The sequence below is a fragment of the Xanthomonas floridensis genome, assembly GCF_001642575.1.
Classification (GTDB): Bacteria; Pseudomonadota; Gammaproteobacteria; order Xanthomonadales; family Xanthomonadaceae; genus Xanthomonas; species Xanthomonas floridensis.
In genome coordinates this window covers 19,481-40,725 of record NZ_LXNG01000021.1, presented here as the reverse complement: position 1 = coordinate 40,725, position 21,245 = coordinate 19,481, and the positions used below count along the sequence as shown (strand labels likewise).

Genomic DNA, 21,245 nt, shown 5'->3' with positions numbered 1-21,245 from the left:
ACGCTTGCGGCGTCGTACTACACACTGGATGGATCTGGAGCACGCACGATGACATTGCCTGGTCGATGGCGTCGTGTGCTTCGCGCGCCTGGTGGAGGCGGCGTCGGGTGTAGAGTCCGGCCTGGCCTTTGGGCGCGTCGGTGTCGCCGACACGCCGGCAGCCCGGTCGGCGGGCGCGGCGCACGTGGCTAGCCAGCACAGTTCCCATGGCGGCCGCGCAACCGCAGGTTGAGCACGTGCGCGCTGGCCAGCAGCAGGCTGGCGGTCACCGTAATCGGTGTTTCCAGGTGTTCGCCAGTCAGACCACTGGCGCCCAGCACCAGGCCGGCCAGTCCGCAGCCGGCCAGGGCCCACACCGCAGTTGGCAGCGCATGGCGCCGATGCGTGCTCCACAACGCGTAGCCGCTCAGAGGCACGGCTAACGTCGCAAAGACCACGTGCACCCACTCGGCCTGGTTCCAGGCTCCCAGCAGCGGCAGGGCGGCCGCCAGCAGGGGCAATGCAAGGCAGTGCAGCAGGCACAGGCTGGACAGCGCGATGGCCGAGCTGTCGAAGAAGGAAGTAGGGGCCCGCATGGCATCGGTCTCGTCGATCAAGTGTTATATAGTAACATTTCATTCCCCCGAGGTTGTCCGGATGTCCCCGTCTTCCGTCCGCGATTCGCGTCTTCCCGTTACCGTGCTGTCCGGCTTTCTGGGTGCCGGCAAGACCACCTTGCTCAACCGCATCCTGCACAACCGCCACGGGTTGCGGGTGGCGGTGATCGTCAACGACATGAGCGAGATCAATATCGATGCGCAGCTGGTGCGCGACGGTGGCGCGGCGCTGCGTCGCACTGAAGAGACCCTGGTGGAATTCAGCAATGGCTGCATCTGCTGCACGTTGCGCGACGATCTGCTGCAAGAGGTGCGACGCCTGGCCGAGCACGGCCGCTACGACTACCTGCTGATCGAATCGACCGGCATCGCCGAGCCGATGCCGGTGGCGGCCACCTTTGCAGTGCGCGATGCCGACGGCTTCAGCCTGTCGGACATCGCCCGTCTCGACACCATGGTGACCGTGGTCGATGGCAGCAGTTTCCTGCGCGATTTCGGGTCGGCGTCCACGCTCGCCGAGCTGGGCCAGCAGGCCGGCCCGGACGATACGCGCGGGCTGGTGCAACTGCTGGGCGAGCAGGTGGAATTTGCCGACGTGCTGGTGATCAGCAAGTGCGATCGCATCGATGCGGCGCAGCGCCAGCGCCTGCGCGCGGTGCTGCGTGCGCTCAACCGCGAGGCGCAGATCGTGGAGGCGAGCCACGGCGACGTGCCGCTGCACCACCTGCTCGATACAGGCAGGTTCGACTTCACCCGCGCGCAGCTGTCACCGGGCTGGATGCAGGAACTGCGCGGCCAGCACGCGCCGGAAACCGAGGAATACGGCATCAGCAGCTTCGTGTACCGCGCACGTCGCCCGTTTCATCCTCAGCGCTTCGCGCGCATGGTGCACAGCGGTCTGCCGCAGGTGATTCGCAGCAAGGGCTTTTTCTGGCTGGCCAGCCGCATGGACTGGGTCGGCGAGCTGTCCAGCGTGGGCGGCGCCACCCAGACCAATGCGGCCGGGTTCTGGTTTGCTGCGCGCCACCGCGTGGATGCGCAGCTGCAGGGTCAGCCCGTGGCGATCGGTATGACGCCGTTGCCGTATACCGATATCGGCTGGCAGCGGCAGCAGATCCGGTGCTGGACCGCACCGCTGCCGCAGCCGCATGAAGTCGGCGATGCCAGCGAGTACGCCGCCATGCAGCGGCTGTGGCATCCGTTGTGGGGAGATCGCCGCCAGGAGCTGGCGGTGATCGGTGTGGAGATGGATGCGCCACGCACACGTGCGGCGCTGGATGCCTGCCTGCTCAGCGACCAGGAACTGCGCCAGGGCCCGGCGCACTGGCAACTGCTGGACGACCCGTTTCCGCAATGGGAGCGCTGAGCGGCGCGCCTGCTGCCGGCCATGCGCACTGCCTAAACCGGCAGCAGCGTCAGCGCGAGCCCCACGCGATCAGGGTGATGGCCAGGACCGCCAGCGTCAGGCCCACGCGCGTCCAGCGCGTGGTGCGCTCGCCAAAGGCCAGGATGCCGATCACCGCGCCCAGTGCCACCACCCCGATGTTCATCGTTGCAAACACCGTCGCCGGGCTCTGCGGCAGGCTCTGGTGCGCGCGCACGTAGAACAGGATGTTGCCGAAGTTGAGCACGCCCAGCAGCAGGCCGGCGGCCATGCTGGGCGCATGCAGGCGATGGCCGCGGCGCATGCGCAGTACCTGCACGCACAGCAGCAGAACGAAGGCGATGGCAAAGCACAGCGTCAATGCCGTCAGCGAGGGGGTTCCGGACAAGGCGATGGTCTTGAGCAACACATCGATCACCGCAAAGCCGGCCCATACGCCCAGCAGCCATGGCCACGCGCGCACAGGCGCGCTGCCGTCGGATGCAGGCTCAAGTGCAACGGCGTTGCGTGGACGCTGCACGATACCGACGATCGCCAGCAACCCGACCGCCAGGCCCGCCAGCTTCCAGGGGCCGGCGCTTTCGCCGAACACGGTGAAGGCCGCTGCCAGCGACAGCAACAGCGACAGGCGCTGCGCCACATCGGTGCGCACGATGCCGGCCACGCGTACCGAGCGCGCCAGCACCAGGAAGATGCCCGGCAATGCGATCGCCAGGCCCAGCAGTGCCGCCCAGGGAGTGCTGGCCGCGCTCAGGCTGGCGAATGAGGGCTTGAGCAGGGCCACGGCCAGCACGCTGGCGGTGGCGTAGTTCCAGGTGATGGCCTGAAACACGTCGATATCGCGGCGCGGTGCCAGCTTCAACACCACCGACACCAGGACACTGCAGATAACGGCAAACACCAGAAAATGCATGGGCAACGCAACGAAGTGTGCAGGCAGGGCGATGAACGCGGCCGGCGGGGCGGCTATTATGACGGCATGTCCAATCCCCCATTCCCTACCGAATCGGCTGCGTTGACGCTGGACGGGCCTGTCGGCCCGCTCGATGTCGCGATCGATCTGCCCGAGAGCGATGTCACCGCGCAACCGGTCACTGCCATCGTCTGCCATCCACTCTCCACCGAGGGCGGCAGCATGCACAACAAGGTCGTCACGATGGCCGCGCGCGCGCTGCGCGAACTCGGCATCACCGTGGTGCGCTTCAATTTCCGCAGCGTCGGCAATTCGGCCGGCGCGTTCGACCATGGCGACGGCGAGCAGGACGATCTGCGCGCGGTCGCCGAGTGGGTGCGTGCGCAGCGGCCCGGCGACACACTGTGGCTGGCGGGTTTCAGCTTTGGTGCGTATGTGTCGCTGCGCGCGGCCGGTGTGTTGGCGCCGCAGGCGTTGATCTCGATCGCACCGCCGGCCGGGCGCTGGGACTTCAGCGACATGCAGCCGCCGGCGCAGTGGCTGGTGATCCAGGGCGATGCCGATGAGATCGTCGATCCGCAGGCGGTGTACGACTGGCTGGAGACGCTGGAACAACAGCCCGAGCTGGTGCGCATGCCCGACACCAGCCACTTCTTCCACCGCAAATTGATCGACCTGCGCGGTGCGATCCAGCATGGTGTCCGGCGCTGGTTGCCGGCCGCTGTCTGACTGCGGCACGGCCCATGCGCATCGCCTGCCGATGCGCCGTTGAGCGGGCAGGGCAGCAGCCGGCCCGCGGAGAACACGATGAGTGAGATGACCCCGTCGCAGCGCTACGCCGCCGGCGTACAACGCGGCGACTGGCGCGCCGACCCCGCCCAGCAGGCGGCCCTGGCGGAACTGGACCGTATCCATGAGGCGCTGCTGGAGAGCGCGCAGGACGGCTGGCTGGACCGGCTGTCGGCCTTCTGGAAAAAGCCCGAGCCGGTGCGTGGCCTGTATTTCTGGGGTGGAGTGGGGCGCGGCAAGACCTTCCTGGTGGATCTGTTTTACGACGGCCTGCCGATCAAGCAGAAGTACCGCACGCATTTCCACCGTTTCATGCGCGGCGTGCACGAACAGTTGCGCGAGCACGCCGGGCAGAGCGATCCGCTGGCCCGGATTGCCCAGCAATGGCGCGAGAACCTGCGCGTGCTGGTGCTGGACGAGTTCTTCGTCACCGACATCGGCGATGCGATGTTGCTGGCACGGTTGCTGGAGCGCCTGTTCGCCGAAGGCGTGACGCTGGTGACCACGTCCAACACTGCGCCGGACAATCTCTACGCCAACGGCCTGCAGCGCGACAGCTTCCTGCCGGCGATCGGCTTGCTGCAGAAATTCTGCGTGGAGCTCTACGCCGAGGGCACCGAGGATTACCGCATGCGCGCGCTGACGCGCTCGCCGGTGTACCGCGCGCCGCTGGATGCGCAGGCCGATGACTGGCTGCTGCAACGCTGGAGCGAACTGAGCGGCAATGCCGAACCACGCGCGGGCAATATCGAGATCGAGGCGCGCAAGATTCCGGTGCGCGCACGCGGCAAGAGCATTGCGTGGTTCGATTTCGCCTCGCTGTGCGAAGGCCCGCGCGGACCGGCCGACTACATCGAGATCGCACGCGAGTTCACCACGGTGCTGCTGGGCGGCATTCCGCACTTCGACCGCATGAATGAAGATGCCGCGCGCCGCTTCGTCAACCTGATCGACGAGCTGTACGACCGCCACGTCAACCTGGTCTGTACCGCGCAGGACGCCCCACCGGGCCTGTACAGCGGCCAGCGCCTGGCCGGTGCCTTCGAACGCACCGCCTCGCGCCTGATCGAAATGCAGAGCGCGGAGTATCTGGCCACCGCGCACCGGGCGTAGGCGGCGTTTGACCCGGCAGCTGCAGTCCAGCGACGGCACTGCCCGGTTTGCGGCGTTCGGCGCATTGGTCGAGGCCGGGCGCTGTCCGGTCGGCCAGGCCATGGGGCAGGCGTGGCCGGCGTCGGGTTCGACGACGCTACTGCGTGTGGCGTTGGCCCAACAGCGAGCGGACCGCTGCGACATGCGGCCGCAACCTGGGCATTGCACCATCGGCGCCTGCATCGCCCGATGCGGCCAAGGGCGACCGATGTGAGTCTTCTGACAACCACCGAAATAACGACCGTGGCCCAAGGATGGCGAATGCCGCACGCCTGCTGCTCAGGCGCCAGCCAAGAAATAGCTTGCAATTAAATAGCGCGCTATGTAGATTGCAGCCATGGATACCGCACCCGCCAATCAAGCCCGCACCGACGCTCTGCTGCAGCTCGATAACCAGCTGTGCTTTGCGCTGTATTCGGCCAACCTGGCGATGCACAAGCTCTACCGCGGGCTGCTCAAGGCATTGGATCTGACCTATCCGCAATACCTGGTGATGCTGGTGCTGTGGGAAACCGACGGCCGCAGCGTGTCGGAGATCGGCGAGCGGCTGTATCTGGATTCGGCCACGCTGACGCCCTTGCTCAAGCGGTTGCAGGCCGCCGGCCTGGTGACGCGTACCCGCGCGACCAGTGACGAACGCCAGGTCATCATTGCGCTCACCGACGCCGGCCGTGCGCTGCGCAGCAAGGCCGGCGGCGTGCCCGAGCAGGTGTTCTGCGCCTCGGCCTGCTCACTGGACGAACTGCGTCAGCTCAAGCACGACCTGGAAAAACTCCGCACCGGCCTGGGCACGGCCTAGCCGGTCATCGGCAGCATCGGACATTCACCCTGGACCGCAGACGCTGACGCACCTGCAGTCATCCCTCTTCACTGTCTTCAACGCGCACTGCGCTCAACCCTGGAGAACCACCATGGCCCCACCCGAAAAGATCCTCTACACCGCCCACGCCACTGCCACCGGCGGCCGCGAAGGCCGTGCCGTGTCCTCGGACAAGGCGCTGGATGCCAAGCTGTCCACCCCGCGCGAACTTGGCGGCGCCGGCGGCGATGGCACCAACCCCGAGCAGCTGTTCGCGGCCGGTTACGCGGCCTGCTTCATCGGTGCGATGAAGGCCGTGGCGGCGCAGGACAAGCTCAAGCTGCCGGGCGAAGTCAGCATCGACAGCAGCGTCGGCATCGGCCAGATTCCGGGCGGGTTCGGTATCGCGGTCGAACTGCGTGTCGCCGTGCCGGGCATGGACAAGGCCGAACTGCAGGCGCTGGTCGACAAGGCGCACCAGGTGTGCCCGTACTCCAACGCGACCCGCGGCAACATCGACGTCACCCTGACCCTGGCCTGATCGGCCTGGGCCGTGCGCCACGCGCACGGCGATGTCAGCAAACGGCCCGGCGCATGCGTCGGGCCGTTTGCGTTGACGCCTTGACCATTTCGTCGGCCGTGCAGGCGCGGCACACTGCATCGATGACACCGTCACCACTCCTGCCATCGCCCGGACCTGCCGTCGCATGAGCGCAGCACGTCCCACCCTTCTGTTGCTGCCCGGGCTGCTCAATGATGCCGACCTGTGGCAGGCGCAGCGCGTTGCGCTGGCCGACCTGGCCGACTGCGTGGTCGGCGATCTGACCGGTGCCGACAGCATGCGCACATTGGCCTTGCAGTTGCTCGACCAGAGACCTGCACGGTTTGCGTTGGCCGGTTTTTCGCTGGGCGGCTACGTCGCCCAGGAACTGCTGCGCATCGCGCCCGAGCGGATCGAGCGACTGGCATTGCTGGATACATCGGCACGTGCCGATACGCCCGAGCGCATCGCGCAGCGGCGCGCCCAGGAAGCCAGCGTCCGTGCCGGCAGCGCGTTCCACGGCTTCGGCGAACGGCTGATGCGGCACTACGTGCATCCCTCGCGCTGGCAGGACGAGGCCCTGCTGGAACGCGTGCGCGGCATGACCCAGCGGCTGGGCGTGGAGGTCTTCTTGCGGCAGAACCGCCTGCAGCGGGCCGATGGCCGCGCCTTGCTGCGCGCCTATGCCGGACCGATGCTGGTCCTGTGCGGTGCGGACGATGCGATCACCCCACCGGCCCTGCATGAAGAAATGGCGGCACTGTCGCCGCAGGCACAGCTGGTGCAGCTGCCCACGTGCGGACACTTGTCGCCGCTGGAGCAACCGCAGGCGGTGTCGCAGGCGTTGCGGGATTGGCTGCTGCGCTAGGCCGCGGCGCACGGGGCCGGATGCGCTTCCCGGTCAGGCCGTCAGTGAAGCGAGGCCGCAGGGATCTGCAACGCAGTCCTGCGTATAGCGCCTCTGCACACGGCAATCAACCAACCCGCTGGCGTTGCGCCTATTGCGTGGCAGCGGCCACGATGGTGCCCGCTGCTGGCGCGTCTTCGTGGTGCGCGGGCGGGGTGAGTTCCAGCATCTGCAGCGGTTCGCCGCCAAAGCGATAGTCCAGTGACTGCTGGAGGACGTACAGCGCCTGCGCCTGCACGCACACCGCGCGCGCCTGTGCCTCCAGCGCCTGGCTGCGCTGCTGCATCTGCTGTTCCAGCCGCGCGTCCAGTTGGGCGCCACGTCGCTCCAGTTGCCCGGCGCGGCCAGTCATCACCGTCCACATCACGCTGCGGGTCAGGCTGCCGGCCAGGTCTTCGGCGGCGTGCTCGACGCTGGCTTGGAAACGCGCATCGAACAACTCCTGCTCCCAGCGCCCGAGTCCCAGGCTGGCATCGACCTGCGCCAGCGCGCCGGTCCGCAGCCGCTCGACCTTGCGCTGCTGGCGCGCGCTACCGGACAGCACATGCACCACCCCGCCCAGCGCATCGAAGGTGATGTCCACCACCGAATGCGCAATCGAGGTCACCGCCGGCATCAGCGCGCGGGTGCGTTGCTCGAGCTCGCGCAAGCGCTGTGCGTCGGCGGCGCTGACTGGCTGCGGCTGGCGGTCCACGTTGAGCTCGCCGCCATGGAAGAAGATCTCGCGCGGCGCGCCCTGCTTGCGACGCAGCCAGATCCCGCCGCTGTCGGCCAGAACGTCGTAGGACGTGCTCACCGCGCATTGGCGGGACGCCAGTGTCGGTGCGGCCGGCTCGGCATGCGCCGCGCAGGTCGCAAGCAGCACAAGCGGCACGAGAACAAGGCGCATGCGGGTGGCCGCTGGACGGGACTGCAGCATCACGCATCGCCGGGCAGACTGCATGGGCAGGAAGTCAGGGGGCCGGCGGTGCCAGCCGATCGCGGTCTATGCTGAAGCGTGAACCGGGTCGAGCATCCGCACGCTGACATCTTTCAAACGGCTGGCTCACTTGATTCTCACAGCCGATGGTGTGAATTATGTTGCACAGCAGCATCGGAGCTCAGCAATGCTCGACTCACGTATCGAAAAGGTGGACCTGGCGCTGACCGAAATTGCCCAGGACCCGTCGGAAAAGGTGGCGCTGTGGCAATGGGCGTGCCGCGAGATGCTGCACGAAACGCTGATCGGCATGCACCAGTTGTCGCATCTGGCCGGCATCGCCCGCCACGTCGCCAACGATTGGCGCGCGCCAGTGGACGTGATTGCGCCCGAAAAGCCGTACCTGGCCGCCTCGGCGCTGGCGGACCGCCGCCTGCCACAGGTCCTGGACGGGCTGGGCAGCACCCAGGACGACAACGACCGCGCCACGCTGTGGCGGCTGCGCTACGCAAGCCTGATCGCCTCCACGCTGCAGGGCATGCAGGCCCTGGCGGAAAAACACCGCATCGATCGTCAGGCAGTGGCGATGGGGCAGTTGAACTAAGCACGGCGACCAGGACGGCTGCGCAGTCGCCTGGCTGGCGCGGCCGGCGTTGGTCACTCTGGTCTGACGTCGCGCTCTCCGGTGGCTGCGTGCCTGCTCTCCCTGGTCACTCTCGCTAGGCCTGTTAGCCGCTCCGAGTCATCTGCCTGTATGCGACACGACAGCGCGGCATGAATCGCTGGTTCCAATTCGGTATCAGAGGCCCTGGCGCGAGATCCGTTTCGGCTGGCCTCAGCAGCGCAGAAAGCGCGGTAATAGCCGGCTTCCCGCTTTGGCGCGGCTGCAGTTGCCTGATGCGCAGACCGTCCTTTAATGGTGTGAGCCGCGTACGTGCCGAGCCACGCGCCATACGCAACGTCGCTGCGCAAGGCGGCCATCACTGTCCCGCAGTGGCAGGCAAATCTGCTCCACCACAACGTTTTCGCCTGCATACCGTTTGCCAACAAGGATGCGACGTTTGCGCCGAACGGAGCCGTGCATCGCGCTCACGTACGCCGCTACATGAGTGTGACTGCCAGCGGTCTCAATGCAGCACGTTGGCTTCTTCCATATGCCGCCAGGCATGTCGCACGATCCAGCGCGCCTGATCCCAGGGCACCGACAGTACCGGTTGGTAGTGGTAATACCCGTCCTGCAGCACGCGATACAGCTGCGCCTCGGTCGCACGTGGGTAGGCCAGGTAGATGTCGTAGCCCAATGTCAGCACGCGGGCGTAATCGGAAAAATCGTAGCCGCCCAGATGGCCTTCGGCGTGGACATCGCGCCAGTAGGCGATCTCTGCGTCAACGTCGATGTCGCGGCGGGTCAGAACGGATGCGCGATGCATGGGCAGAACTCCGTGAGCGAGACTCCCCCCCTGTGCCGGCACCGTAGCAGCGCTGCGACCGGCTCACCAGCGTGCGACGACGAGCGGCCATCGCACGCTGGCGCGCATCGCGCTAAAGATGGGACCGGCAGCAGCACCGCCATAGTCTTATCGCGTGGCCGTCAGGCAGGCTCGGCAGGCGCCCGCGCGCGTAGGGCCAATCGCCCGTTCCTTGCGCTGTGCACTGCCGGACGACTCACACCATGTGGCGCGGCCGTGCGCGCTATCAGTCCCAATCGGGCGCAATCGCCTTGGGATTGGCCAGGCGCTGCCCGCGGTCGAGTGCAGCGATCTCGGCCATGTCCTGCTCGCTCAGATGCAGCGCTTGCGCCTTGAGATTGCTTTCCAGATTTGCCCGCTTGGTCGAAGACGGGATCACCGAATAGCCCTGCTGCAGGGCCCAGGCCAGCGTGACTTGTGCCGGCGTGGCCGCGTGACGCGCGGCAATGGCCAGGATCGCCGGATCCTTCAAGACCTCACCCACGGCCAGCGTCATGTAGGAGGTGACGTGGATTCCCTGCTCACGCAGGAACGCGATCAGGGTGCGGTTCTGCAGATACGGATGCACCTCGATCTGGTTGGTGGCGATTGCCTCGGCGCCCAGGATCTCGATGGCCTGCCTGATCAACGCAATGGTGAAATTGGACACGCCGATGGCGCGCGTGAGGCCTTGTGCCTTCGCATCGGCCAAGGCTTCCAGGTACTCGCGCATTGGTACCTGATCCTTTGGCGAAGGCCAATGGATCAGGGTGAGGTCGACATGGTCGGTGCCCAGCTTGCGCAGGCTTTCCTGCAGGCTGGGGATCACGGCGTCACGGGCGAACTTGTCGACCCAGATCTTGGTGGTCAGGTACAGCTGATCGCGCGGCACGCCGGATGCGGTGATGGCCTGGCCCACCTGCGCCTCGTTGTCGTAGATCTGTGCGGTATCGATGGCGCGGTAGCCCAGCTCCAGTGCATTACGTACCGAGTCGATGACGACCTGGTCCTTGAGACGGAAGGTGCCGAGGCCGAATGCGGGGACAGTCATTGTGTTCCTTGGGGGAATGGGGAATGGGGAATGGGGAATCGTAAGAGCCGGTGGAGCGCTGCGAATTGATCAGTCGAGTGCGACCACGGCCTTGCCGAAGTTTTCGCCGCGCAACAGGCTGATCAGCCCCTGCGGTGCGGCATCGAGCCCGTGCAGCACATGCTCGCGATAGTGGATCTTGCCCTCGCGCAGCCACTGGCCCATCTCGCGCAGGAAGGCCGGCATCAGGCGGATGAGATCGTGCTGGATGAAGCCGCGCACGGTCAGGCGCTTGCGCAGGATCAGGCCCATGAACTCCGGCAGGCGATCCGGGCCCGGCAACACCTGGCCACGGCTGTTGTAGGTGGCGATCACGCCGCAGATCGGCAGGCGGGCGAAATCGTTGAGTTGCGGCAGCACCGCATCGAACACCTTGCCGCCGACATTCTCGAAGTAGATGTCGATACCGTCGGGCGTGGCCGCGCGCAGCTGTTCGGCGAAGTCGTCTGCGCGGTGATCCAGCGCCACATCCACCTTCAGCGAGTCGCGCAGATAACGCACCTTGTCCTCGCCACCGGCAATGGCCACCACGCGCAGGCCCTGCAGCCGTGCCAGCTGTGCCACCGTCGCGCCGACCGGCCCGCTGGCGGCAGCCACCACCAGCGTTTCGCCGGCCTGTGGCTTGCCGATCTCGTGCAGGCCGGCATACGCGGTGAAGCCGGGCATGCCGTACACGCCGAGCGCGGTGCTGGGCGGAAGGCTGTCGTCGTCGGGCAGTTTGCGTAGCGGTGTGGTGGGGGTAAGCAGCGTGTGGGTCTGCCAGCCGCCAGGCAGTACCAGCAGATCGCCAGGCCGATAATCGGCGTGATGCGATTGAATGACTTCGCCAATGGTGCCGCCTTCCATCACTGCATCGATGGCCACCGGTGCAGCGTAAGACGGGCCGTCATCCATGCGTCCGCGCATGTACGGATCGAGGGACAGGAAGCGGTTGCGTACCAGGACCTGGTCATGCCCGGTGGGCGGCAGGCTGCGTTCTTCGATGCGGAAGTTGTCTGCGCTGGGTTCGCCCTGCGGGCGCGAGGCCAGCACGACGCGGCGATTGGTGATCGATGACATGGGGGAGTTCCTCGCAACGGGGCCACGCAAGCGCGGCCATGGGAGCACAGCCGCGGGGGCGGCTGCGCGAGGGAGTGCGTAATGACGTGGTGCGTTATGCCGCCGCCGGTTCCGGTTCCGGCGCGCTGGCGCTGTCCAGCTGTGCGATCTGCTCGGCGCTGAGCGACAGCTGCGCGGCCGCCAGCACGTCGTGCAACTGGTCCACGCTGGTGGCGCTGACGATCGGTGCAGTCAGCCCCGGGCGTGCGATCAGCCAGGCCAGCGCGATCTGCGCCGGTGTTGCGCGGTGGCTGGCCGCCAGGTCGTCCAGTGCCTGCAGGATGCGCAGGCCGCGCGGGTTGACGTATTGCTTGACCACCGACGCACCGCGCGCACTGCTCTTGCCGGCGTCGTCGGCACTGCGGTACTTGCCGGTCAGAAAGCCGCTGGCCAGCGAGTAGTAACTGATCACGCCCAGCTCGCGTTCGCGTATCAGCGGTTCCAGCTCCGCTTCGTAGCCGGCGCGGTCGTAAAGGTTGTATTCCGGCTGCAGGCTTTCGTAGCGCGGCAGTGTGTACTGCTCGGAGATGTCCAGTGCATCGCGCAGGCGTGCGGCACTGTAATTGGATGCGCCGATCGCGCGCACCTTGCCTTGTTCGATCAGGCGTCCGAATGCGGCCAGCGTGGCTTCCAGCGGAATCGATTCGTCGTCCTCGTGGGCCTGGTACAGATCGATCACGTCGGTCTGCAGGCGCGTGAGCGAATCCTCCACGGCGGCGGCGATGTTGTCCGGCGACAGCCCGGGGTGTTCGCTCCATTTGGCGACCTTGGTGGCGATCAGCACCTTGTCGCGTTTGCCGCTGCGTGCCAGCCAGCGCCCGATGATGGTTTCCGACTCGCCACCGCGGTTGCCGGGCACCCAGCCGGAGTAGGCATCGGCAGTGTCGATCAGATTGAAGCCGGCATCGACAAAGGCGTCCAGCAACGCGAACGAGGTCGCCTCATCGGCGCTCCAGCCGAACACATTGCCACCAAAGACGATGGGTTGAACCTGCAGGCCGGAGCGGCCCAGTGCGCGGGGATGAGTCATCACGGATGCTCCTGATTCGAACTGCCGACAGGATAGTCATGCGTACCGACGATGCGTGTGACATCGATGTGGATTCAGCGTTCCGCCGATCGCACCGGCCGGCTCACAGGATGTGAACAACTTGGCGATTGCGGTAGCAGGCACGGGTGACGAGCGCTGCGATTCGGGCACATGGCAGGCCGCGGGCCGCATGCTAGGCTCGCGCTACTTTTACCCGGAAGAGGGCGCTGCGATGATCCGCAACAAGCTGGCCTGTGCGTGTGTGATGAGTGTCATGGTGGCGATGAGTGCGCCAGTGGCGATGGCGATGAAGCCGGCCGACAGCGCCAGCCTGCCGGCGCCGGATGCCGCGCTGCAGACTGCCATCAATGGCAACTGGCGCGACCGCGTGTACGTGCAGCGCGACCAGTATCGCCACCCCGGTCAGACCCTGGCGTTCTTCGGCATCAAGCCCACCCAGACCGTCATCGAAGTCACGCCCGGCGGCGGCTGGTACTCGGAAATCCTGGCGCCTTACCTGCGCGAGAAGGGCAAGTACGTGGCGGCGGTGGTCGATCCGGCGTCCGCTGCCGAAGGCCGCGCGCGCGACTATGCCCAGCGCGCCCGCGACGAGCTGGAAAAGAAGTTCCAGGCCAAGCCCGACATCTATGGCAAGCCGGCGTTTGTGTCGTATGTGCCCAAGTCGCCGTCGTTCGGCGTGGACAACTCGGCCGACCTGGTACTGACCTTCCGCAACGTGCATAACTGGCGCATGGCCGGCACTGCCGAGGCGATGTTTGCCGGTTTCTACAAGGTGCTCAAGCCCGGCGGCGTGCTGGGTGTGGTCGAACATCGTGCCAAGGCCGATGTGCCGGCCGATGACAAGAGCGGTTACGTGGGCCAGGCGCAGGTGATTGCGATGGCCGAAGCGGCCGGCTTCAAGCTGGCCGGCAAGAGCGAGCTCAACGCCAATCCGCGCGACACCAAGGATTATCCCGGTGGCGTGTGGACGCTGCCGCCGAGCAACAGCCACGATGCCGCCGACGATGCCAGGTACAAGGCGATCGGCGAAAGCGACCGCATGACGTTGAAATTCGTCAAGCAGTGATCGCCCAGCCTGCATGCCGGCGCAGGTTGCGGTGGCATGCAGGCTTTGGCGCGGGGCGCTGCCGCGCTGGTGACGAAGGCGCAGTGGCGCCTTCGTCGTTGTGCTATCGCTGTAAACCTTGAGGCAGCGACCGAAACAGAGGATGTTCACTGCGTTTCGCCCAAACGCCCGCCTAGGGCGGCGTGGTTGGCGCTGTACCGAGTGGAGGATGGCGTTCGGCACGGTGCAGGCATGTGCTTGAGCGTCGTATTCGCCGCCCGCCGGCCACGTAGGCGATTGCACAATGCAGGGTCGGCACGCTTGCAGCCAGTCATCTGGTATGTCGCCGCTGCGCCAGGCGGTGCAGGACCTGGCGAACGATTCCGCGTCGATGCCGTGCTTCCGATGCTCAGATCGCATCGCGACGTACTTGCTGCGCGCGTTGTGGCGGCTCCTGATCAGACGCACTGCCGCGGCGCACGGTCGAGACGCTTCGCGGATGTGTACTCCATCGCCGTTGTCTGCGGCGCTTTCGTAACGGATTCCAATGCCGGTGCTGTTGAACAAGCCCTGCTGCTATCCGTTTTCCGTTCCAGGCGTGATGCGCCAGTGGAAAATGCACGGGCTGGCATCCCCGTAGCCGGCATGCGGGTATCTCGCCGCTGCGCCAGGCGATACTGAAAACGACGCTTGATCGATGATGCGCATCCGATGCCCAGGCCGCGTCACGACACATCTATGGCAATCGCGGTGGCAGCGCTCGATCATAGTCACTGTCATCCGGTGCGCGGACCGCGCTCCACACGCGTGTGCTTCACCGCCGCCTGCGGTGCTTTCGAAACGGAATCTCCATGCTGGTGCTGTTGAACAAACCCTATGGCGTGCTATCGCAGTTCAGCGACCGCTCGCACCCGCCCAAGCGCACGCTGGCCGAATTCGGCCTGCCGGCCGACGTGTATGCGGCAGGCCGTCTGGATCACGACAGCGAAGGACTGTTGTTGCTCACCGACGATGGCGCACTGGCGCATCGGCTGACCGACCCGCGCCACAAACAGCCCAAGACCTATTGGGTGCAGGTGGAAGGCGACCCGCAGCAGGCGCAGTTGCAGGCATTGCGCGATGGCGTGGTCCTCAACGATGGCCCGACCCGCCCGGCCAAGGTGCGCCTGCTCGATCCCGCGCCAGCGCTCTGGCCGCGTGATCCGCCCGTACGGATGCGCAAGACCGTGCCGGATGCGTGGCTGGAAGTGCAGATCAGCGAAGGGCGCAATCGCCAGGTCCGGCGGATGACCGCGTCGGTGGGCTTGCCCACACTGCGCCTGGTCCGGGTGGGGATTGGCGACTGGACCCTGGGCACGCTCGTCCCCGGCCAATGGACAACGGACCCAACCACGCATCCGCGGCCGTCGCGCACACGCAAACGCTAGTGCGGCGTCGTTGCGTCGCGGTGCGGATGCCTGGCGATACGCACCGCAATGCACAGCGTCAGCAGTCTTTCCACAGTCGGCAGTCTTTCCATAGTCGGCAGTCTTTCCATAAGCCAGAACACGCAGTGCCTGGCATGCCAGCCGGACGCGACCAACCGTACGGGGTTGCCAGCCACAAACGACAACGCCACGGCGCGTGGCCGTGGCGTTGAGTGTTAACCCATCTGCGTCTGTCCGACGCAGGCGATGGCTTACTCGATGCCGTCGCTCGGCGTGACCGCAGCACGGCGCTGGTAGGCCGCACGACGGGCACTGGCGTTGCTGGCGTGTTCGCGGTCCAGACGGTGCACGTTGCCACCGAGGGTCTGCTGGTCACGCTGACGCTTGCGATATACCGCGTAGCCGATCAGGCCCAGGCCGGCGACTGCGGCAGCCACGGTAACCGCCGGGTTGCGTTTGACCAGCTTGCTGGCGACCTTGCCGCCGGTGCGCACTGCGCCCAGGGCCGCGCCGGTCTTCAGCCATTCGCTGGCACCGGGACCGAAGTGACGCAGGCTGCTGCCCGCATGGCGGGCCTGGTCGCCCGCGTTGGAGGCGGCATGACGCAGATGGTCGCCCGCGTTGCCTGCCAGTTCCAGGGCACGCTCCAGGGCGCGTTCGGTAATCACAGTCAGCTTGCTCATTGGAGGCGTTTCCTTTCTGAGTACGTGGGGCGCAGTCTGTGGGCTGGTGCGTATAGACGGTGTTAGCGGAATCGGGCGCTGTTTGGCTTGCGGTTAGGAAGAATGCTACGCACCGCTGCGACTGGCGCTTATCCCGCAAGAGACGGAGGTCTGAAACTTGACCGGTGTCGACGTTGAAGTCGCTTCTCCCCTCGGGACATTCTCCCCTTATCAAGGGGGAGAAGATGCAGCGAAGGAGCGGATGAGGGTGCGCCTCAAGCATCTGCCAGTGCCCGGAATGAAAAACGCGTCGCCCCGCGCCTTCAGAAGCGACGCTACGACTGCTTCGCCCCGTACCCTTACCCGAACCCCCGCTCTGCGCCCCGGCGCGCGTGCGATGCAGGCGCTCCGCGGCGCACGCGCCACTGGTGCGTAAGCCGTGCCTTCTCGCCCCGCGGGGACAGGGGCTCGTATCAAGTGCCGCGGGGTTTTGCCCTGTGGGTGGCCGCGGCGGTCCACGGATCATCCGGCCATGGATGCCTCGGATACCGCCCCTTCATTTCCTTCCTGACATCCGGATACGTGGTGGCCCAGAAGCTCTTCAGATCCTGGGTCACCTGCAGCGGGCGGCCGCCGGGCGAGAGCAGGTGCAGGGTCAGCGGAATGCGGCCGTCGGCGATGCGCGGGGTTTCGGCCAGGCCGAACAGTTCCTGCAGCTTGACCGCCAGCACCGGTGGCAGCGGGTGCTGCGCGTGGTCGAGCGCGTAGTGGATCTGCCGCTCCATGCCCGACGGCACGCTGATGCGGGTGGGGGCATGGCGGTCGATGGCCTGGCGGCGCTCCCACGGCAGCGCGCCCTTGAGCGCTTCGCCCAGGCTGGCTTCATCCAGCGCGTCGAGCCGGGTCTTGCCGGCGAAGGCCGGGCGCAGCCAGCTGTCGAGTGTGGCCAGCAGCGCGGCATCGGAGAGATCGGGTAGCTCCAGCTCCGGCATCCATGCCCGCAGCGCCAGCACGCGGGCGCGCCATTGCTGCAGGGTCTCGGTCCAGGGCAGGGCGTCCAGGCCGAGCTGGCGCACCGCTTCGGTCAGTGCGCCGGCCGCCTGCGCGGGGTCGACGCGGCCGGCGGGGCGGCTGTCGAGCACGATGCGGTCGAAGCTGGATTGCCGGCGCGCGATGAGGGCGCGTTTATCGGCGTCCCACTGCACCACGTCCTGCTGCACGAAGCGCTCGGGCAGGCTGCGACGCAGATAGGCCTCGTCCACCGGTGCGGCCCGCAGCAGCAACGCGTCCTTGGCTTCGTAGCGCAGTTCGCTGGCGACCAGCCAGGGTTCGCCGCGCAGATCGCTGTGGTCGAACAGACGCGCGCTGCGGCCGTTGGCCAGCAGGTAGCGCAGCGGGTCGGCCGGGTGGCGGGCGGCGATGCGGTCGGGGAAGGCATGCGCGAGCAGGTCGCCCAGCGCGTGCGCCTCCACGCTCGTGGGCGGGGCGCTGTCGCAGCGCAGCCGGCGTCGCCATTGTTTGGCGGCACTGTCGATGGCGGCCAGGCCGCCGCGGTTGGCATCGGGCGCGCTGCGGCCCTGACGGAACGCGGCCAGTGCGCGCCAGCGTGCGGCCAGGCCATCGCCGCCCTGGCGCAGCGGATCGCGGGCTTCCAGCAGGGCGGCCAGATCGCAGGCCAGGGCCAGGCGCGTTGGTTCGCCGGCTTGCGCGAGCATCGCCGCCAGACGCGGATGCGTGCCCAGTGCCAGCATGCGGCGGCCCAGCGCGGTGATGCCGCCGCTGTCGCTGAGCGCGCCCAGCCGTTGCAGCAATTCGCGTGCGGCGGCCAGCGCGCCGGTGGGCGGGGCATCGACAAAACGCAGCGCATCGCTGCCCCAGGCGGCCAGCTCCAGTGCCAGCCCGGCCAGCTCCACCTGGGTGATCTCGGCACGCCGCTGCGGTTCCAGCCGCTGCGATTGCGGCCACAGCCGGTAGGCCCAGCCGCTCGCCACGCGGCCGGCGCGGCCGGCACGCTGGTCGGCCGACGCCTGCGCGATGGTGGCCACATCCAGCCGCGAGAACCCGCTGTTGGGGTCGTAGTGCGGTTCGCGCGCCTGGCCGCTGTCGATCACCACCCGCACGCCGGGCAAGGTCACCGACGACTCGGCCACGTTGGTGGCCAGCACCACGCGGCGGCGGCCCTGCGGATCGGGCTGCAGCACCTGACTTTGCGCGTCCACCGAGAGCTCGCCGTGCAAGGGCAGCACCTGGATGGCCGGGTCCAGGACATCGAGCAAGGCGGCCTGCACGCGCGCGATCTCGCGCTGGCCGGGCAGGAACACCAGCACATCGCCGGGATGGGTGACCAAGGCATGTTCCACTGCACGGCGCGTCTGCGGCTCCATGGCCTCGTCGCGGCGCGCCGGGAAATGCGCGATCTTCACCGGAAAGCTGCGCCCGGCGCTGCTGAGCCGTGGCGCATCCAGAAAGCCGGCCAGGCGCTCGCCATCCAGCGTGGCCGACATCGCCACGATGCGCAGGTCTTCGCGCACCTGGGCCTGCACGTCCAGCGCCAATGCCAGGCCCAGGTCGCCGGCCAGATGGCGTTCGTGGAATTCGTCGAACAGCAGCGCCCCCACGCGTTCCAGCATCGGGTCGTCCTGGATCATCCGGGTCAGGATGCCTTCGGTGACGACCTCTATGCGGGTGCGCGCCGAGGTCTTGTTTTCGAAGCGGATGCGGTAGCCCACCGTCTCGCCGACCGGCTCGCCCAACTGGCGCGCCATGAACAGCGCAGCGCTGCGCGCGGCCACCCGGCGCGGTTCGAGCATCACGATGCTGCGGCCAGCCAGCCAGGGCGCATCCAGCAGTGCCAGCGGCACCTGGGTGGTCTTGCCGGCACCGGGCGGGGCTTCGAGTACCAGCCGCGGATGGGCGGCGAGGCTGTCGCGGATCTGCGGCAACAGTGGGGCGATGGGGAACACAGGCTCGGTCATGCGCGGCAAGGATACGGACCTGCTCGCGCCGGTGCGATGGTCGGGGATGCAGGTGAAGCCTGTCAGGGGATGGTGCCGGCCCTGTTGACGACGTCAGCGGTTGCGGCTGCCGGCGGCGATATCCGGTCGGGGGCGCGCTGCGGACCGGGGGCTGGGCGTGCCCAGGAATGCACGTCACCCGGTGGCTGCGGCAGCGTCCGCTCGGTTGCCACGCTGCTGGCCGGACGAGGACAAGTGCAGGAGGCTTGCATGCTTCAGAGTGCATGGCTGGCGTCGATAACCTGGGTGAACCCGTCACCGGATCGACCATGTCCACCCCATCCCCGCGTTTTGTCAGTCTGCAAAGCAAGCTGCTGGGCGCCCTTGCGCTTGGTCTGTCGATCATCCTGTTATGTGCACTTGGCGGTCTGGGCTCTGCCTGGCTGAGCCTGTCCGGCAAGGTGCCGGTGGAAGTGGCGCAGGCCTCGGCCAGCGAAGCACTCACCCGCGATTTCCGCCTGCAGGTGCAGGAGTGGAAGAACGTGCTGATCCGTGGCCGCGACCCCGCACTGCTCGACAAGCATCTGACCGCCTTCCGCGACAAAGGCAAGAGCGTGCAGGCCAGTGTCGCGACGCTGGCCGGTGCGCTGCAGGATCCGCAGGCGCGCGCGTTGGCGCAGGACTTCGCCAAGGCGCATCAGGAACTGCAGACCAGCTACGAAGCGGCGTTGGGCAAGTTCGCCGCGTCCGGCTACGACACCCAGGTGGGCGACCAGCTGGTCAAGGGCAAGGACCGCGCGCCCAGCCACACGCTGGAGGCCCTGGTCGCGCGCAGCAAGGCCTTGGCCGATGCCGCCGTCCTGGCAAGTTCGCAATCGGCGCAGCGCATGCTGGTGTATTCGGCACTGGCCACCATTGCTGCCGCGCTCTGTCTGGTGGCGGTGCTGGGGTGGTGGATCCGGCGCTCGATCGTGCGCCCCATCGAAAACGTTGCGCGTGCGGCACGCCTGGTGGCGGCCGGCGATCTGTCCGCGCAGGCTGCGGTCAGCAATCGCGACGAGATCGGCCTGCTCGGCCAGGCGATGGGGCAGGTGGTCAATACGCTCACCGATGTCTCCAGCGCGCAGGCGGACATGGCGCAGCGCCACGAAGCCGGGCAGATGAGCTACCGCATGGATGCACAGGCCTTTCCGGGTGCTTACGGCCGGATGGTTGATGACACCAACGGATTGATCGGCGCGCAGGTGGGCCTGATCGGCACGATGTTGCAGGTAATGCAGCATTACGCGGTGGGCGACATGTCGGTGGACATGCCGCGCCTGCCCGGCGAAAAGGCGCAGATCACCGATGCGATGGACACCACCAAGCGCAACCTGGCCGCCATCAACGGCGAGATCCGTGGCCTGGTGGATGCCGCCGCCGCTGGCGACTTCGCCACCCGCGGCAACGCCGATGCCTATCAGTTTGAATTCCGCGGCATGGTCGAGGGCCTCAATGGCCTGATGCAGAACGTGGACCAGAATCTGGCGGAGCTGTCGCAGCTGCTCAAGGCCATTGCCGATGGCGATCTGACCGCGCGCATGCACGGTAACCAGCAGGGCGTGTTTGCGCGCATGCGCGACGATGCCAACGCCACCGTGCAGCGCCTGACCGATATCGTTGGCGATATCACCCTGGCCGCGCAGACCATTCGTACCGCCTCGGCAGAAATCGCGGCCGGCAACAGCGATCTGGCGCAACGCACCGAACAACAGGCCGCCAATCTGGAAGAAACCGCCGCCTCGATGGAAGAGCTCACCTCCACCGTGCGGCAGAACTCCGACACCGCGCAGCAGGCCAGCCGCGGTGCGCAGGCCGCCGCCGAGATCGCCGGGCGCGGTGGCGAGATGGTCGCCAGCGTGGTCGACACCATGGGCGAGATCGAAGTGTCGTCCAAGAAGATCGCCGAGATCATCAGCGTCATCGACGGCATCGCGTTCCAGACCAATATCCTTGCGTTGAATGCGGCGGTGGAAGCGGCGCGCGCCGGCGAACAGGGACGCGGCTTTGCGGTGGTGGCCTCCGAGGTGCGCGCGCTGGCGCAGCGCTCGGCCGGGGCGGCCAAGGAGGTCAAGCAGTTGATCGATGCGTCAGTCGATAGCGTGGCGCGCGGTAGCGCACGCGTGGATCAGGCCGGACGCACGATGCAGGACATCGTGCAATCGGTGCAGCAGGTCACCACGCTGATCGCCGAGATTTCCGCCGCTTCGCGCGAGCAGTCGTCGGGCATCGAGCAGGTGGCGCGCACCGTCAACGACATGGACGAGACCACCCAGCGCAATGCCGCGCTGGTGGAAGAAGCGTCGGCGGCCGCACGTGCGATGGAAGAACAGGCGGTGGAGCTGAGCGAAGCGGTCTCGGTGTTCCGCCTGGATGCACGCAAGCCGCGTCTGGCGGCTGCGGCTTGATTGAAGGCGTTGTAGCGGCCCGG

General features: G+C 67.1%; 19 protein-coding genes. 10 read left to right on the top strand and 9 right to left on the bottom strand.

From position 1 onward, the window contains the following. Positions 1 to 188: 188 nt before the first annotated feature. A complete protein-coding gene (locus tag A7D17_RS12970; RefSeq protein WP_064509506.1) occupies positions 189 to 575 on the bottom strand; it encodes a MerC domain-containing protein in 387 nt (128 codons plus the stop codon). A 61-nt stretch (positions 576 to 636) separates the two neighbouring features. Here A7D17_RS12970 and A7D17_RS12965 point away from each other — a divergent pair, with 61 nt between their 5' ends. Beyond that, positions 637 to 1,962, top strand: coding sequence for a GTP-binding protein (locus A7D17_RS12965; RefSeq protein ID WP_064509470.1), 1,326 nt, complete (start codon positions 637 to 639; stop codon positions 1,960 to 1,962). A gap of 49 nt (positions 1,963 to 2,011) precedes the next feature. Here the strand turns inward: A7D17_RS12965 and A7D17_RS12960 are convergent, their stop codons facing one another. Further along, entirely contained in the window at positions 2,012 to 2,893 is an 882-nt protein-coding gene (locus A7D17_RS12960; RefSeq protein ID WP_064509469.1) for a hypothetical protein, read from the bottom strand. A 66-nt stretch (positions 2,894 to 2,959) separates the two neighbouring features. Between A7D17_RS12960 and A7D17_RS12955 the strand changes: the two genes are divergently transcribed. The 5 genes from A7D17_RS12955 to A7D17_RS12935 all read left to right on the top strand — a co-directional run bounded on the left by A7D17_RS12955 (position 2,960) and on the right by A7D17_RS12935 (position 7,042). Then, positions 2,960 to 3,622 carry an alpha/beta hydrolase gene (locus A7D17_RS12955; RefSeq protein ID WP_064509505.1) on the top strand — a complete coding sequence of 221 codons (663 nt, stop codon included), beginning with the start codon at positions 2,960 to 2,962 and terminating at the stop codon, positions 3,620 to 3,622. Between the two features lie 78 nt (positions 3,623 to 3,700). Further along, positions 3,701 to 4,795 (top strand): cell division protein ZapE, encoded by a 1,095-nt coding sequence (zapE, locus tag A7D17_RS12950; RefSeq protein WP_064509468.1) that lies wholly within the window; start codon positions 3,701 to 3,703, stop codon positions 4,793 to 4,795. Positions 4,796 to 5,171: 376 nt separating this feature from the next. Then, positions 5,172 to 5,633, top strand: coding sequence for a MarR family winged helix-turn-helix transcriptional regulator (locus A7D17_RS12945; RefSeq protein WP_064509467.1), 462 nt, complete (start codon positions 5,172 to 5,174; stop codon positions 5,631 to 5,633). A gap of 112 nt (positions 5,634 to 5,745) precedes the next feature. Further along, the gene (locus tag A7D17_RS12940) at positions 5,746 to 6,174 is read left to right on the top strand and encodes an organic hydroperoxide resistance protein (RefSeq protein ID WP_064509466.1); all 429 of its coding nucleotides are present in this window, start codon (positions 5,746 to 5,748) and stop codon (positions 6,172 to 6,174) included. Between the two features lie 166 nt (positions 6,175 to 6,340). Next, positions 6,341 to 7,042, top strand: a complete 702-nt coding sequence (locus A7D17_RS12935; protein WP_064509465.1) for an alpha/beta fold hydrolase — start codon at positions 6,341 to 6,343, stop codon at positions 7,040 to 7,042. Between the two features lie 130 nt (positions 7,043 to 7,172). Here the strand turns inward: A7D17_RS12935 and A7D17_RS12930 are convergent, their stop codons facing one another. Beyond that, complete coding sequence (locus A7D17_RS12930; RefSeq protein WP_064509464.1) at positions 7,173 to 8,024, bottom strand: DUF2884 family protein; 852 nt, start codon at positions 8,022 to 8,024, stop codon at positions 7,173 to 7,175. Positions 8,025 to 8,187: 163 nt separating this feature from the next. Between A7D17_RS12930 and A7D17_RS12925 the strand changes: the two genes are divergently transcribed. Then, positions 8,188 to 8,604, top strand: coding sequence for a hypothetical protein (locus A7D17_RS12925; protein ID WP_064509463.1), 417 nt, complete (start codon positions 8,188 to 8,190; stop codon positions 8,602 to 8,604). Between the two features lie 523 nt (positions 8,605 to 9,127). On the opposite strand, the gene A7D17_RS12920 is transcribed toward A7D17_RS12925, so the two are convergent. The 4 genes from A7D17_RS12920 to A7D17_RS12905 all read right to left on the bottom strand — a co-directional run bounded on the left by A7D17_RS12920 (position 9,128) and on the right by A7D17_RS12905 (position 12,666). Next, on the bottom strand, positions 9,128 to 9,430 hold the full coding sequence (locus A7D17_RS12920) for a hypothetical protein (RefSeq protein WP_064509462.1): 303 nt from the start codon (positions 9,428 to 9,430) through the stop codon (positions 9,128 to 9,130). A 265-nt stretch (positions 9,431 to 9,695) separates the two neighbouring features. After that, a complete protein-coding gene (gene dkgB, locus A7D17_RS12915) occupies positions 9,696 to 10,499 on the bottom strand; it encodes a 2,5-didehydrogluconate reductase DkgB (RefSeq protein ID WP_064509461.1) in 804 nt (267 codons plus the stop codon). Between the two features lie 69 nt (positions 10,500 to 10,568). Then, entirely contained in the window at positions 10,569 to 11,597 is a 1,029-nt protein-coding gene (locus A7D17_RS12910) for an NADP-dependent oxidoreductase (RefSeq protein ID WP_064509460.1), read from the bottom strand. Positions 11,598 to 11,691: 94 nt separating this feature from the next. Next, positions 11,692 to 12,666 (bottom strand): aldo/keto reductase, encoded by a 975-nt coding sequence (locus tag A7D17_RS12905; RefSeq protein ID WP_064509459.1) that lies wholly within the window; start codon positions 12,664 to 12,666, stop codon positions 11,692 to 11,694. Positions 12,667 to 12,898: 232 nt separating this feature from the next. Here A7D17_RS12905 and A7D17_RS12900 point away from each other — a divergent pair, with 232 nt between their 5' ends. Next, complete coding sequence (locus A7D17_RS12900) at positions 12,899 to 13,753, top strand: class I SAM-dependent methyltransferase (RefSeq protein WP_064509504.1); 855 nt, start codon at positions 12,899 to 12,901, stop codon at positions 13,751 to 13,753. 830 nt (positions 13,754 to 14,583) lie between these two features. Then, positions 14,584 to 15,159: a pseudouridine synthase gene (locus A7D17_RS12895; protein WP_064509458.1), complete on the top strand. Its 576-nt coding sequence runs from the start codon at positions 14,584 to 14,586 to the stop codon at positions 15,157 to 15,159. 251 nt (positions 15,160 to 15,410) lie between these two features. Here the strand turns inward: A7D17_RS12895 and A7D17_RS12890 are convergent, their stop codons facing one another. Together A7D17_RS12890 and hrpB are read right to left on the bottom strand one after the other, a co-directional pair. After that, positions 15,411 to 15,842: a hypothetical protein gene (locus A7D17_RS12890; protein ID WP_029218449.1), complete on the bottom strand. Its 432-nt coding sequence runs from the start codon at positions 15,840 to 15,842 to the stop codon at positions 15,411 to 15,413. Between the two features lie 452 nt (positions 15,843 to 16,294). Next, complete coding sequence (hrpB, locus tag A7D17_RS12885; protein WP_064509457.1) at positions 16,295 to 18,796, bottom strand: ATP-dependent helicase HrpB; 2,502 nt, start codon at positions 18,794 to 18,796, stop codon at positions 16,295 to 16,297. 308 nt (positions 18,797 to 19,104) lie between these two features. Between hrpB and A7D17_RS12880 the strand changes: the two genes are divergently transcribed. Beyond that, a complete protein-coding gene (locus A7D17_RS12880; RefSeq protein WP_064509503.1) occupies positions 19,105 to 21,222 on the top strand; it encodes a methyl-accepting chemotaxis protein in 2,118 nt (705 codons plus the stop codon). Positions 21,223 to 21,245 lie beyond the last annotated feature (23 nt).

Excerpts from the sequence above, each read along its gene's own strand:
- A7D17_RS12970 (WP_064509506.1), bottom strand. The coding sequence starts at position 575 with ATGCGGGCCCCTACTTCCTTCTTCGACAGCTCGGCCATCGCGCTGTCC.
- A7D17_RS12965 (WP_064509470.1), top strand. The coding sequence starts at position 637 with ATGTCCCCGTCTTCCGTCCGCGATTCGCGTCTTCCCGTTACCGTGCTG.
- A7D17_RS12960 (WP_064509469.1), bottom strand. The coding sequence starts at position 2,893 with ATGCATTTTCTGGTGTTTGCCGTTATCTGCAGTGTCCTGGTGTCGGTG.
- A7D17_RS12955 (WP_064509505.1), top strand. The coding sequence starts at position 2,960 with ATGTCCAATCCCCCATTCCCTACCGAATCGGCTGCGTTGACGCTGGAC.
- zapE (WP_064509468.1), top strand. The coding sequence starts at position 3,701 with ATGAGTGAGATGACCCCGTCGCAGCGCTACGCCGCCGGCGTACAACGC.
- A7D17_RS12945 (WP_064509467.1), top strand. The coding sequence starts at position 5,172 with ATGGATACCGCACCCGCCAATCAAGCCCGCACCGACGCTCTGCTGCAG.
- A7D17_RS12940 (WP_064509466.1), top strand. The coding sequence starts at position 5,746 with ATGGCCCCACCCGAAAAGATCCTCTACACCGCCCACGCCACTGCCACC.
- A7D17_RS12935 (WP_064509465.1), top strand. The coding sequence starts at position 6,341 with ATGAGCGCAGCACGTCCCACCCTTCTGTTGCTGCCCGGGCTGCTCAAT.
- A7D17_RS12930 (WP_064509464.1), bottom strand. The coding sequence starts at position 8,024 with ATGCAGTCTGCCCGGCGATGCGTGATGCTGCAGTCCCGTCCAGCGGCC.
- A7D17_RS12925 (WP_064509463.1), top strand. The coding sequence starts at position 8,188 with ATGCTCGACTCACGTATCGAAAAGGTGGACCTGGCGCTGACCGAAATT.
- A7D17_RS12920 (WP_064509462.1), bottom strand. The coding sequence starts at position 9,430 with ATGCATCGCGCATCCGTTCTGACCCGCCGCGACATCGACGTTGACGCA.
- dkgB (WP_064509461.1), bottom strand. The coding sequence starts at position 10,499 with ATGACTGTCCCCGCATTCGGCCTCGGCACCTTCCGTCTCAAGGACCAG.
- A7D17_RS12910 (WP_064509460.1), bottom strand. The coding sequence starts at position 11,597 with ATGTCATCGATCACCAATCGCCGCGTCGTGCTGGCCTCGCGCCCGCAG.
- A7D17_RS12905 (WP_064509459.1), bottom strand. The coding sequence starts at position 12,666 with ATGACTCATCCCCGCGCACTGGGCCGCTCCGGCCTGCAGGTTCAACCC.
- A7D17_RS12900 (WP_064509504.1), top strand. The coding sequence starts at position 12,899 with ATGATCCGCAACAAGCTGGCCTGTGCGTGTGTGATGAGTGTCATGGTG.
- A7D17_RS12895 (WP_064509458.1), top strand. The coding sequence starts at position 14,584 with ATGCTGGTGCTGTTGAACAAACCCTATGGCGTGCTATCGCAGTTCAGC.
- A7D17_RS12890 (WP_029218449.1), bottom strand. The coding sequence starts at position 15,842 with ATGAGCAAGCTGACTGTGATTACCGAACGCGCCCTGGAGCGTGCCCTG.
- hrpB (WP_064509457.1), bottom strand. The coding sequence starts at position 18,796 with ATGACCGAGCCTGTGTTCCCCATCGCCCCACTGTTGCCGCAGATCCGC.
- A7D17_RS12880 (WP_064509503.1), top strand. The coding sequence starts at position 19,105 with ATGTCCACCCCATCCCCGCGTTTTGTCAGTCTGCAAAGCAAGCTGCTG.